Origin of the sequence: Kibdelosporangium aridum (assembly GCF_900176515.1) — a bacterium.
Lineage (GTDB): Bacteria > Actinomycetota > Actinomycetes > Mycobacteriales > Pseudonocardiaceae > Kibdelosporangium > Kibdelosporangium aridum.
In genome coordinates this window covers 322,492-335,016 of the sequence record NZ_FWXV01000006.1, presented here as the reverse complement: position 1 = coordinate 335,016, position 12,525 = coordinate 322,492, and the positions used below count along the sequence as shown (strand labels likewise).

12 protein-coding genes and 1 pseudogene are annotated in these 12,525 nt (G+C 66.2%); 4 read left to right on the top strand and 9 right to left on the bottom strand.

The genetic code is table 11. The annotated features are described in order from the left end of the window. Positions 1-3: 3 nt before the first annotated feature. The 3 genes from B9C43_RS32020 to B9C43_RS32010 are packed head-to-tail and all read right to left on the bottom strand — an operon-like array spanning position 4 to position 3,825. Positions 4-486 carry a poly-gamma-glutamate biosynthesis protein PgsC/CapC gene (locus tag B9C43_RS32020; RefSeq protein ID WP_235038971.1) on the bottom strand — a complete coding sequence of 161 codons (483 nt, stop codon included), beginning with the start codon at positions 484-486 and terminating at the stop codon, positions 4-6. Beyond that, a complete protein-coding gene (gene pgsB / locus B9C43_RS32015; protein WP_235038970.1) occupies positions 483-1,652 on the bottom strand; it encodes a poly-gamma-glutamate synthase PgsB in 1,170 nt (389 codons plus the stop codon). The genes B9C43_RS32020 and pgsB overlap by 4 nt, the downstream gene beginning before the upstream one ends. A 19-nt stretch (positions 1,653-1,671) precedes the next feature. Further along, entirely contained in the window at positions 1,672-3,825 is a 2,154-nt protein-coding gene (locus tag B9C43_RS32010) for a HAMP domain-containing protein (RefSeq protein WP_160096834.1), read from the bottom strand. Between the two features lie 383 nt (positions 3,826-4,208). On the opposite strand from B9C43_RS32010, the gene B9C43_RS32005 reads away from it, so the two are divergent. Continuing rightward, positions 4,209-5,084: a hypothetical protein gene (locus B9C43_RS32005; protein WP_084430796.1), complete on the top strand. Its 876-nt coding sequence runs from the start codon at positions 4,209-4,211 to the stop codon at positions 5,082-5,084. 450 nt (positions 5,085-5,534) lie between these two features. Here B9C43_RS32005 and B9C43_RS32000 read toward each other — a convergent pair whose 3' ends face one another. The 6 genes and pseudogenes from B9C43_RS32000 to B9C43_RS31980 form a co-directional block, all read right to left on the bottom strand. Continuing rightward, positions 5,535-6,149 (bottom strand): DUF4142 domain-containing protein, encoded by a 615-nt coding sequence (locus B9C43_RS32000; protein ID WP_084430582.1) that lies wholly within the window; start codon positions 6,147-6,149, stop codon positions 5,535-5,537. A gap of 11 nt (positions 6,150-6,160) precedes the next feature. Further along, positions 6,161-7,051 (bottom strand): zinc ribbon domain-containing protein, encoded by an 891-nt coding sequence (locus tag B9C43_RS57720; RefSeq protein ID WP_200825789.1) that lies wholly within the window; start codon positions 7,049-7,051, stop codon positions 6,161-6,163. After that, on the bottom strand, positions 7,051-7,575 hold the full coding sequence (locus tag B9C43_RS57715) for a hypothetical protein (protein WP_200825788.1): 525 nt from the start codon (positions 7,573-7,575) through the stop codon (positions 7,051-7,053). Before B9C43_RS57715 ends, B9C43_RS57720 begins: the two co-directional genes overlap by 1 nt. Continuing rightward, positions 7,572-8,051, bottom strand: a pseudogene (locus B9C43_RS31990) (IS607 family transposase); the annotation flags it as partial. The gene B9C43_RS57715 and the pseudogene B9C43_RS31990, both read right to left, overlap by 4 nt. A gap of 124 nt (positions 8,052-8,175) precedes the next feature. Then, entirely contained in the window at positions 8,176-8,676 is a 501-nt protein-coding gene (locus B9C43_RS31985; RefSeq protein WP_033380497.1) for an SLOG cluster 4 domain-containing protein, read from the bottom strand. A 25-nt stretch (positions 8,677-8,701) separates the two neighbouring features. Further along, on the bottom strand, positions 8,702-10,282 hold the full coding sequence (locus B9C43_RS31980; RefSeq protein ID WP_084430581.1) for a helix-turn-helix domain-containing protein: 1,581 nt from the start codon (positions 10,280-10,282) through the stop codon (positions 8,702-8,704). A 757-nt stretch (positions 10,283-11,039) separates the two neighbouring features. Between B9C43_RS31980 and B9C43_RS31975 the strand changes: the two genes are divergently transcribed. The 3 genes from B9C43_RS31975 (at position 11,040) to B9C43_RS60225 (ending at position 12,506) form a co-directional block, all read left to right on the top strand. Beyond that, a complete protein-coding gene (locus tag B9C43_RS31975) occupies positions 11,040-11,372 on the top strand; it encodes a hypothetical protein (protein ID WP_051894834.1) in 333 nt (110 codons plus the stop codon). Between the two features lie 178 nt (positions 11,373-11,550). After that, complete coding sequence (locus B9C43_RS31970; protein WP_200825785.1) at positions 11,551-12,327, top strand: RNA-guided endonuclease InsQ/TnpB family protein; 777 nt, start codon at positions 11,551-11,553, stop codon at positions 12,325-12,327. Then, entirely contained in the window at positions 12,276-12,506 is a 231-nt protein-coding gene (locus B9C43_RS60225) for a zinc ribbon domain-containing protein (RefSeq protein WP_200825784.1), read from the top strand. Before B9C43_RS31970 ends, B9C43_RS60225 begins: the two co-directional genes overlap by 52 nt. The last annotated feature ends 19 nt before the right edge of the window (positions 12,507-12,525 follow it).

Genomic DNA, 12,525 nt, shown 5'->3' with positions numbered 1-12,525 from the left:
TCTCTAGATCGTTGGCACGAGTCCGACCAGCACACCGCTGACGAGCACGCCACAGGTGGTCAGGCTGACCGCCGACGTCACCAGCAGCGTCGCGACAGGGGGCTGCCGCACAAGTTGATAGGCGATCAATCCCGGTACGACGAAACCCAATGTCTGATGGGCGAACAGGAGCGGATAGTCGTGCTGGATCACCAAGAACAGCGAACTTTGAAGCAACACGGCCAGCAGGACGATCGCCGCGAACAAGCGCTTGCCGTACAGGATGGCGAAGCGTCGCATCACCTTGGTGCCCCCATACGTGAGTGCGGTCATCAGCGCGATGATCGCGGCGCGGCGGTAGTCCTCGACCAAGGTCAGCGCGAGCCAGCCGGGACTGATCATCCCGCCTGGAGACAGATTCGTGATCAGTACACAGATCAGGGCCATCAACAGGCCGATGGCGAGCCCGATCGTCGCGACCTCCGCCGCGAGAAAGCGTGCGGTCACCGGCTGCTCCCGACACGTTGCAAGGTCTCGAGTTGCTCCAGCAACCGCTCACCTTGGCCGTGGATGCTGCCGACTGCGACGATAGAGCCGTAGTGATCGATACCCGCCAGGATCCCGTCGAGCAGTTCGGCCGGGTGGCGGTCGCCACCGAGGTCGACTGTCCGGTCCTGCCATCCAGCCGGGATGGCCACCCTGGCACTGCGGGTCGGCTCACCGATCAGCACCACTCGCTCGGGGTCGATCTCGCCGACCAGGGAGCCGATCTGGCCGTTGCGTTCGATTCGGTCGGGACGGCATCCGATGACCATGTGCAGCGGCCGGCAGATCAGCTGTGCGGCCAGTAGTCCTTCGATGTTCATGAGGGTCGATTCCGGGTCGTTGGCGGCGAACAAGTTGGCGAACCACAGGTGCTTTCCGGCCATCCGGTATTTCTCGACGCGAAGCGCGCCCGGATCCGGTGCGGCCGACCACATGCCGAGCAAGGCTGATCTTCGATCCACGCCGAGCTGTTCGGCGACGGTGAGCGCAATCGCCACGTTCTCCTTGAAGGTGACGCAGCGGAAGCCACTCATCTCCTCGTCCGTGATGGACATCGGATCGACGACGATGAGCTCACAGTTTCTCCGCTCGGCCTCCTTGGCGAGCACAGCGAGGCGTTCCCGCTCGGCGGTGACACAGACACCGCCCACCGGCATGGAGCGACTCAGTGAGCGGGCGATGTCGTCCGCGGTCGGCCCCATCTCGGTGATGTGGTCCATCCGGACGTTGGAGATAACGCCGATCTTGGACTGGATGAGTTTGGTCTGGCTGATCTCCTGCAAGTCGGGCATCACAGCCATGCACTCGACGACCAACGCCTCAGGCCGGTAAGCCGCGGCCCGGCGTACAACGCCCACCTGCTCGATGACGTTCGCGATGTCGAACTTCCGGTAGACCGGTTCTTCGCTGCCGTCCGGATGAATGAACCGCGCGGCGGTCCCGGTCGTCTTGGCGACGGTGACCACGCCACCGCCGCGTAGCGCCCCAGCACACAACCTGGTGATCGTGCTCTTTCCCCGCGTGCCGTTGACGAGAATCCGGACGGGGATGTCGTGCAGATTGGCGTAGTGGCGGCGTTGCTCGACCACGCCGGCTGCCATGGTCAGCAAGCAACCGATGAGGTACACGACGTAACAGAAAAACATTTCAGCTCTCTCGTCGGATGAGGGCGTGTTTCGGGGAGCCGGCCGCGGATCGCCGGGGCCGGATCTCGGCCGGCTTGCCCCGCGGGCGGCGGACATCACCCAGACGGTGCGTGCCATCGGCGAGTGCCTGCCGGCAGATCTCCAGACAGGACGTGATCGTTCCGACATGGTCCTGGCGGACCGGGTAGATCACGGACTTGATGTCTCCGTCCACCAGCCGCTCGCCAGCGGCGGCGGTCCGTCGTAGCGGCCGGACGAACATGAGCTCTTGCCATACACAGTGGAGCAACGCGATGACCGCGCCGAGCAGCGCCACCACAAGGGCTCGCCGCCGCAGTTCGTTCTCGGGCAGGTTTAGCTCAGCGACGGGCTGCTCCGCGACCACGACCCAGCCGAGCGCCGTCGCCGCGCTGGAACCGCCGATCGCCACCGAGGCGACAACGGAAGGACCCGCGGAACTGTCCATGACACTCGCGCCGGAAATTCTTGTGCGTGCCTCACCCACACTCCGTCGCAAGGAGTCATCGGACAATTCCTGGAAGGCCAGGTATCCCTGCGTGTCGGCGATCGTGCGCAGTCCTGAGTCGACGATCCGGGTCCGGCCCGCGGACTGTCTGAGCAGCCCGGAAATGTGCTCAACGTCGAACTCGGCCACGACGGCACGCTGGCCGTCCGCCAGCGAGCGGTACGCGAAGATCACGGGCAGCCGGCCACTGGTGTTGGCCTGGCGCAGGCCTTCCTCGTCAACGGGCAGCCGCTCTTCGGCACGCAATGGCTGACGTCCAAAATGGACGATAAACCGTCCCTCCTGGTCGACGAGGTAGACACTGCGGTACCTGATCTCCCGCCCGGCCAGTCGCTCCATCGATGTTCGCAACTCCGGTTCCTGGTTGCGCGCACTGAACCGGCCGAGCACCTTCAGGTCGGACATGCCCTCGTCGAGGCTGCGGCGCACCGAGTCGGCGATCCACGAGACCTCCACAGCTCGTTGCCGAACGGCCGCTTCGGGTACCGCGGGCAAGGAAAGACCCACGGTCGTGGCGAGGAGTGCCGACCACGCGAACAGCGCAACTGTGCTGAGGATGACGGCATGCCGGATGGACAATCCCAGTGCTGAGCGCCTATTCGGTCGGGCTGCCTCGCCCCGCAACCGGGCTCGGCAGTGCTCGATCGCCGCTGCGATCCGCCGGACCTCGACGACCCTCGAGGTCCGGATGGTCCGGTCGAGAACCCCGGACGCGACCGCGATGGTGTCGGCTCGTAGCCGGCGGACCGGCTTGACCAGTGCCGCTCGGACCAGGACGAATCCGAGAACGGCCACAACGATCAGCGCCCCGGACGGCACAAGCGGATACCACTGCGACTCTTCGCGATCGATCGACGCACGGCTCACCGAAACCACACTGAGCCCGAGGGTCCCGGACATCTCGGTAACCGCCAGTGGCGCATAGGCAACCACGGGCACCACAGTGGCGCCATGTGCCGCGCCGTCCGCGTACGGCGAACCCACTTCGCTGCCAGTCCTGCCCGCCGCCGCCTCAGCGGCTGCCGCACGGATGAGCGGGGAAAGCGCTTGGTCGCCGGTTTCGGGAGCAGGGCCGTAGGTGTCGACGGCCGCGCCGGTCGCCGTCACCAGCAGCACGCTCTGGCCCAGCCGTTCATCGAGGGGAATCTCCGAACTGGACAGGTCGATGCAGGCCACCAGGTGCCGTCCTTCGTGGTCAGCGCCCAGCGGGATGGTCGCCACCAGCAGCACTCCGTGTCCGGCAAGCGAAAGCGGCCGGACGGTCGCCGTGTGCGACGATGTGCGATCCAGTTCGTCCAGTGGTACAGGTTCGCCCCGTGCGGCGATTATCCGTTCGCCCGCCCCTTCGACCAGCGCCATCCCCCGCCACCGCGGGTAGATCGCGCCGAGCTCACCGAGCAGATCATCGGGGTTCTGTGCGAGACCCGCGGCGGGCGGCGTCACCGCCGCGCGCAGGTTCGTCACCTCTTTGGCCACCGACGCGGCGAGGGTGCGCGCCATCGACGCGGTGAATCGTTCCTGTGGCTCGACAACGGCTTCAGCAACAGCGGGCGTGGCCGGTTGCTGGAGGTAGAACGCACAGAAGACGGCCAGTAACAACGACAGTGCCAACCCGACACTGGAAGGCACCCCTACACCTCCGGGAAATCGTGTCTCGACAAGTTGTTTCTCCAGCCGCGTCTGGCGTCGGCCGATCCACATCGTCGTCATCGCCTGCCCACCACGAGCCTGATGTGCGTCCGCGTGGGACTCAACCACCGCAATGAATTTCGAGCCTTCGTTCGTTCGAACTGGACAAGGGCGTGCCCCGGTGGGATCTCGTACGCGATGGCCGGGTCACGCCCCAGAGCCGGATAACGGCTTGCGGGACGTGGACATCTTGGCTTCGCGTGATCTTGGCGGACCAGAGGCCACTCAACTGGCCCCTAGCCAAACCGGGCAACGCCAGGCTGATCCCACTAGAGTTGGCCGAAGTGGACGACAGATCGGCAATCCGCAGGCTCCGCGCTCTCGTGGCCGCCACCGCGCTGGCAGCCATTGTGATCATCGCGATCGGTGAGGGGCCTGAACAGAATGGCGAGCCCCCCGTTGCCGGGACGGCCGAGCGCCTTGCGGAATTCGTCGGCGGGCTTCGACCGGATGGGCCCTACCGGACTCCGACAAGCGAAGAACGTGACACGGCTGCGCGCGGCTTCGAGGCGCTGCTGACAGGTCTGCGGGTCTGGGTTGCCACCAGTCATCTGAGCCCGCTCGGATTCTCGGTCGATCAACAGGTCGACGACGCCACCGAACGCCCGTACCTGTTGATCTTGAACCAACGTGATTCGGAACGCGCATGGGGGATGTACATGATGGACCTGTCAGCCCCCGTGCGGCTGGCGATCGAGGTGCCGCACCCGAACTCGGACCTCAAGACCGAACAGATGGGACTAGACCTGTTCCGGCGTGTCCCCGGCTCGATACTGATGGTCGCCGGAGCGCACCGCGACGCCGCCGACAAGGCCGCGGATGTCGCCCATCGCAAGGATTCCATCTTCCACGTCATGGCGGCCCACTTCGCCGACCGTGGCCTGCCGCAGGTACAGCTGCACGGCTTCAGCGACGCGACCCTGCCGGCACGGGATCTGGTGCTCTCCACCGGCATCGGCCAGCCCGGTGAAGTCGCCGAACACACCGCTCTGCGACTCGAGCGAGCAGGACTCGCCATCTGCCTCGCATGGCGGGAGAAATGCGGACGGCTGGGCGCAACCCGGAACGCTCAGGGCCGGGCGGCCGCAGCATTCGACAGCCCGTACCTCCATGTCGAGGCCAGCCGATCCGTCCGCGAGGACACCGAACGACGAAGGGCCGTGATCGATGCGATCACCGCTGCGCTTTCACGTCGATAGCTCGTCATGTACCCGTCCCTGACGGAACGGGCTTGTTGCCCGAGCCTCCGGTTGCGGGGTGCCGATAGGCTTGCTGCTGCCGCCTGTGCGGGCGTCGGCAGCAACCGCACCTGTACCACCTGCTTCACGATGATCACCATGGCGGTGGTTTGTGCCACCCCGGTGACACCCCGTCGTTAGGTCTCCGGCCAGCATTGCTGACACCGTCGGAGCTCGCCGGATCGTGCGGCGGCGTACCCCTGTTGGTCATCACGGACTACGTCGAGCAGCAGACGCGCCTCACCTACCAGCCCGCATGTGGGCCGGACCTGACGGATCGGCTCTTCCTGGCCGTGAACGACCAGGCCTCCACCGATCAGAATCCCGGTGACCCACGGCCATCGAGCATGCGAACGCGCACGCTCGATGGCCGTCGAACACGCGATAGTGTCTACTTTGGACAAGCCGTGGTCACTGGCGCGTCAGGCGACCCGGCCAGCAGCGGCGCTTGGCCTCGTTGAGCAGTTTCAGGTGGCGCATGACGACCGGAACGGCCGCGGTCGCCAGCGCCTTTACCTCCGGCGAGCGACCGTGCCGCAGTTGCTGCTTGCCCAGTTTGATCGCTTCGCGAAGTCCGGCAGCCCGCATTCGCAGCCAGACGATATCGAACTCGCGTCCGGACAGTGCCGCCAGTTCGGCAAGTAGCTTTTGCGCTTCGGCATCTGGGGCATTCGGCAGTCCTACATCGAACTTGTCCGCCAGCGACTGGACATCGTTGTCTATCCGGGAGTGGTCGTTGATGAACACCCGGGCGATCCGCTTTACCGCCTCGCAGCGGCCATTCTGCACTGCCAGCCGTCCCGCCTCGATCTCTGCGAGGTTGTCCTGATGCACCGTGATGAGGAACATCCGATCCTGTTTCGATATGGCAGCCACCGCGTCGGTGTCGGAGCCTGCGTATGACAGTGCGAACGACGAATGGGCTGGTATCGCCCGCGTCGGAGAGGCTGCGTGGGCGGTGGCGGATGTCGGCACCATGATCGCACCGACCAAGCCGACGATAGCCAGACGAGGCGTAAGTTTCATCGTCCTGCTTCCTACTTGTTGATCAGTGTTGATCGTTCGGATGTTTCGCTCTCCGCCCACAAGGTGGGCTGGAGTCCGGGATCGGCAGTCTGATCCGGTTGGCGATCGGCCCGTTCCCGCACGATGCGTTTCACCCGCTGGTAGGGGGTATGCGGGGTGATGTCGGGGTCACCCACTCGGTGCAGGGCGTTGATCGCTGCCGCGTGGTCTGCCTGCCACACCACCCTGCACCGTGTGCGGTGAAGCCGGTCCCCGCTGCGTTGCCCGAGGGCTTGGCAGCATGGAAAGACTTGTGAGGTGTAGGCCGCGTTGACCAGCGTGAGCACAGAACCTCTGCGCTCCGACACGCTCGCGAGCGCCTCGGCGGTGATTCCTTTGGTCCACGCTGCGAGACGCCGGTTGACGTTGCGGCCACGCCGAGCAAGGCCGGTGAACGTCTTGGTGAGATCTTCGGCCGCGATCAGCGCGGCTTTGTCGACGACAGCGTGGACCGCACGGAACGTGGTCGTCCGCACTGTCTGCTGCCAGCGGGATGAACGCCGGTCCCGTTTCCTGGTGCCGAGGTTGTTGCGGGTGATCCGGTCGGCTTTGGCGTGCTGGCCCGCATCACGGGCTTTCTCCGCAACCGAGCGGATCTTCACCCGGCGGGCGTTCTTGATCTTGCGGTGGTCCGACTCCGAGGTGAGCAGCTCGCTCAGCTCGGTACCGTGACGCTGCCCGTCGGAGTCGGTGAGGACTTCGGTGTATCCCTTGTCGACCCCGATCTCGCGGTCACCAGCGGGGCGCGCGGAAGAGGTCATGGAGCGCGCGTCGATCTGGTAGTGCACCTCAACCCGCTGGTCACGCAGGACGAGCCGCAGCGTCCCCGAAGGAGCCACGGTCGTGTTCAGAGGAATCCGCATCAACTGGCGCCGTTCCAGGCCGGGAACGGCGAGCCAGATGTTTTGCCACCGTCGGTGAGAGTGAACGTGCGGTACTGGTCCGAGCGGACCACGATCTGGTTGTGGGTCCGGTTCCGGCCGCGTTTCCAGTGCTTGCGCATCCGCCGGGACAGCAACGGGTCCTCGGCCCAGGTGTCGGTCTTCAGCGCGGCGAACAGGCGCTTGCGCTCGGCCGTGTCCGCGACGCGCCGGTTCACCGCTTTGCGGGCCTGTGTCTTGGCCGCGGCGCGGTTCGCGGTGATGTCCGCGACCGCGTCCCGCACCGTCTCCTTCCACGCGTTGGCCAATACCCCGAACTGGGTGGCAATGCCCACGGCCATCCACCGGTCGCGAATCTGCCGGTCCGAGAGCCGGGCACCGGACACAGACCCGTATCGCTGCCACACCTCGCTGCGAACACGACCAAGCCTGCGAGCCTGCTCGAGGAGCCGCGCGTACTTTCCCGTGTTGAGGTTCCTGCTGTAGGCGACCCTGGTGACCTTCACTCGGTCGCCTCGCCGGACAGCTCTTCCTTCAACGTCTTCTCGTAGCGCCGCAACCCATCCAGCCGGCACGAGAAGGTATGGACGATCGCCAGTAGGTCCTCGACCATCTCCTGCTGCGGAGACAGGGACTCCTGGTTGACGACGAGGATTTCGCAGCCGTTCTTGGTCGCGACGTGGTTGAGGTAGTCGAACCCGAACCGGGCAAGCCGGTCTTTGTGCGCGATCACCAGGATGGCGACGTCGCCGCGTTCGACCGCGTCCATCAGGTTCAGGAACTTGCCTCGGACGAGGTTCATGCCGCCACCGACCTCGGTGACCCACTCGTCCACGGCGAGTCCACGAGCAAGACAGAACTGCTCCATCGCCGCGACTTGCGAAGCAAGGTCGTCCCTCTGGCCAGGGGATGACACCCGGCAGTAGACGACGGTCTTGCGTTTCGCCTCGTCGAAGCCTGGTTGCAGAACTTTCCGCACGTCCACAAACGCGCACTAGATCACATCTCCTTGTTCGTAACGCCGGGTGCCCAGACTGGCGAGCGGCCGCCCAGCGGCAAAAGGGGCCGTTTACCTGGCCTTCGAAAGGTGGGACGAGACCTTGAAATCAGATGGTTTCTTGGTGCCTCACCTGACGGACGGCCAGAGCGAGGTCGACGGCCTGCCGAGGGCTACTGGCGACCGTCACGGATTCCGGCAGCGGGTTGCCGTCGCGGTCGAGAATGATCCAGCTGCCAAGGGTGATGACTGGGACGTCGCCGCGTCGTTTCGCCAAGGCGATCTCCGACAGGGTGCCCCAGGAACCACCGATCGCGATCACGGCGTCGGCGGACCACACGATGATGGCGTTGCGAGCCTCGCCGAGGTTGGTGACGATCACCGCCGAGAGATCGGGACTGGCATCCGCGGCGGTGTTGCCAGGGCGGACACCGATGACGAGGCCATTGCCCGCACGCACTCCAGCGGCGACAGCGGCCATGACGCCGGTGCCGCCACCGCAGATCACGATCGCTCCCGCCTGCGCGAGCAGAATGCCGACCTCGTAGGCATGGCTCTTGTCGTCCTCGGTGCAGTGGCGGGGCCCGCAGACAGCAACCTGTAAAGGCACTCCAGGTCCCCCTTCCGTGTGTTGATCAGCCGGCCTGGCCGGCCTCGAGTTCGACCGGACCGACAGCTGGATGGGCGCAGAAGTCAGCGAGATCATCCCTCAGGGAGACCACTGTGTGGGAGTCCTGATCGGATCGTTTCTCGAGCAGCGTGCTCAGCGAGCGGGCGCGGCTCATCACGGGCACGGTGCGGTGTTCGGCGACAGTGGAACGCAACACCGGACTGAGGTGTTCCCCGACGGCGTCGAGGTCGCCACGAGCCAGGTGAGCGCGAGCGAGGTCGATGCGCGCGGCCGCGACGAACTGGGCGTTCGGTTGGGACTCGGCCGTGAACTGATCCACAGCACTGGCAGCCCAGGCGACTGCGGCGCCCATATGCTCGGTGCCGCCGAGTTCGCGGTGGGCCTCGCTGGCGTAGTAGGCGGCCTTGCCGGGAGCGAAGGCCAGAACTCCGGGCTCGTCGACACCCGCGTCGGAGGGTGCGGACTCGGCGATCCTCAGCGCTCGTTTGACGTCGCCAGGCCGACGGCGGGCGGCGTTGACGCGGGCCTGTTGGCTGGCCAGCCGCAGCCGCGCGGTGCCGCTGGAGGCGTCCGGCAGTGCGGCCTCGACCAACTGGGCGGCCTCGTGGAAGCGACCGTCCCAGTACGCCACGTTGGACTGCACCCAGCGGATGTAGACCCGCAGCTGGGTGTAGCCGGACTGCTCGGCACAATGCAGCGCGGTGCGGGCATGGGTGTGCGCGGCGTGGCCGTGCCCCAGATCGGCTGTGGCATGGGCGAGCAACGCACATATCTGCCCGGCGACTTTGTACAGCTCCATCGTGTGCTTGGGCTGCTGCCGCCCGGCGATCAGCGCGAACACGTCGTCACGGGCACACAGCAACCTGGTGAACAGGGCGGCCGGCGGGTCGATCAGGTAGCGCCTCGCGATATCGGCGACGTCAGCGCCCATCTGTTCCAGCACGTCGTCGTCGACGTTGGTGGTGGCGCTCCAGCGTCGGAACTGGGCGGACTCATCGGCTGCCATGACAACCTCCTCACGGTTGGGCAGACCACGCGCGTCGCAGCGCACAACGCGACGGGGCCCCCGAAGGGGAAAAGGGGCGACATCCAGGTGCGTCGGCGCAAGATCGAAGTGGACGCTGTTACTTCGCATGCCGTACAGGGAGGAGGTGGGAGTTACGGCTGTGGCCGGCGACGCACGCAGGTTTCCGTTCAGGGATGAGGTGAACAGGATGCGATCGGCGGGGTCGAAGTGTGCCAGGTCGTCGGCGTCGACGAGCTGGGACGGCGTGCATCCGCAGCCGAACAGGGCGGCGAGGTTGGCCAGGTAGCGCACGCTCGGCTGAGCACCGCCATGCGGCCAGCTCTCATACTCACTGACACGATTGTCCGACAGCTTCGCGCCTGAGTGTGCAGTGTTGTACTCCTGTGCCAGCTTCCACTGCGTCCATCCCAGGGCATGCCGCCAAGCTACGCGGGGCCGCAGGTTGAATCGGCGAGCCATCTCGGCGGTGATCTGAGCGACCGAACACCCCAGGCCGCGCATGCGGTCGCGGAGTTGATCACGCTCGGCCTTGTGGGAGACCCCGGACTTCCTTGGCATGTCCTATCCCTCGGATGCGAGTGGAGTACTGAACCTGCGCGGGTGGAGTAACGGACTTGCTACGGATGGTAGCTCGGAGATTGATCGCACTGCGAGTTCGACGGGACGCACACGCCGGAAGTTCTCACCCCGGCGTCCACGTGTTCGCCCAGCTCAGAAAAGCGCGGACCGGCGAGGAAAAGTTCCCGCTCGCACCGGAACCGAAACGCCCGTGACAGGCACCAGGCTGATGGGCGGACGCAGGCACCACGCCCAGGACCCACTTTGTGTGGGTCGTCCCGACGAGGAGGTCGGCTTAGTGACCACCGCGATCAAACGCGAGAGTCATTCATCCCCACCCAACGACACGGCTTGCAGGCACCCGCATGCGGTGCTACGCGGGGCCGGCGCGCCGCATGCAACGGGGCGGGCGGCGCCGAGATGACCGCACCGGACGACACACAAGGCATCATTGCTGTCGTCGTCGCCGTGGACAGCCCATTGGGGCGCGCTGTCGAGGCGGTCGACAAACTGACCGCACACTTACCATCACCGCGAGAGCCACAAGAGTGTCCGCTGTGCCTGGAACAGTCCTGGCCGTGCCACGGGTTCTACGCGGCAGCCCTTCACATCCACGCGGCCCGGCTGTGGATCGCGGAGCTGGTACCGCCCCACCTGCATCCCCGGTTATGGCCTGTGTCGCCTCGACTGCCGACTCAGACCAGCCCCGCTGGAAACGACCACACTCAACCCCTCTGGCCACAGGAGGAAAAACCTGATGAACGAGGTCCTGGCCTCGACCCTGCGTAAGGCGGTCTACGAGCGACTGGACTATTTGGACAGACTGGTCAACGAGGCTGACGTGCCTTCCCGTGCCTCGCTGGCCGATTCCGAGATCGCCCGCATGACGGCCGCATGGCGGAGCCTGCTGGCCGACCACGAACCCGACGAGCGCGGCCGCTGCCGGGCATGTGGCGGATGGCGCCGTCGCCGGCCGCACCCGTGCTCGGTATGGACAACCGCGCACAAGAACCTGATCGTCGTCGACACTCGCAGCACGCCCACGACCGGCCGGCACACCGCTGCCTCCTACCTGCCTACGGCGGGGTGACCGGCCAGGGGAGCGCGCAGCTCTCCCTCCACCCTGTGCGCTCCCCGTAACGTCCTACCCAAGTGCCGCCCGGCTCCCGCCTGGGCGGCACGGACATCAGTGAAACGTAGCGAGAGGACTATCGGCTTTAGCCGGTGAGGGAATCGGATCATGTCCGGGCTATGCTCAGCAGGCGACGTTGCGTCGTCTGGACAAGGCGATGCAGGGGTTCTTCCGCCGGGTGAAGGCCGGACAGAAGACTGGATATCCCCGGTTTCGTGGCGTGGCCTGGTTCGACACCGTGGAGTTTCCGAAGGACGGGGACGGCTGCCGGTGGGATTCCACCCCGCACGACCCGGTGAGGCGGGTCCGCCTGCAGGGCACCGGGCACGTCCGGGTGCATCAGCACCGGTCCGTGAAGGGCCGGGTCAAGACCGTCAGGGTCAAGCGCGAGGGCAGACGGTGGTACGTCATCCTCGCCTGTGACGTGCCCGCCGAACCACTGCCCGCTACTGGGGCGGTGACCAGCATCGACGTGGGCGTCACCCACTTCCTCACCACCTCCGAGGGCGTCCACATGGCCAATCCGAGGCACGGCAGGCGCAACACCGACGCGCTGGCCGACGCGCAGCGCGCACTCAAGGCGTTCCCGCGCAACCAGCGCAGCGCCAAGTACCGCCGGGCGGTGGAGAAGGTCGCGACGCTGCGCCGCAAGGTGCGCGGCCAGCGCACCGACCACGCACACAAGACCGCCCTGGCGACGGTCCGCGCCTACGACGTGATCGCGCACGAGCGCCTGTCGATCGCGAACATGGTCCGCGCCCCCAAACCGAAGCCCGACGCCGCCACGCCCGGCGGTTTCCTGCCCAACGGCGCCGCCGCCAAGGCCGGGCTGAACCGAAGCATTCTCGACGCAGGTTGGGGGTGTTCCTGGGCATCCTCGCGCACAAGGCTGAAAGCGCCGGTCGTCTGCTGATACCTGTGGACCCCCGCGACACCTCCCGCACCTGCCCCGAATGCGGGTACGTGGACGGCGGGAACCGCGACGGCGAAAAGTTCCAGTGCCTCGGGTGCGGGCACACCGACCACGCCGACCGCGTTGGCGCCTGGAACGTCGCACTCAGGGCCGGGCTGGTCCTTCCCAACGTGGCCTAGCCACCGACAGGAGAAGCCC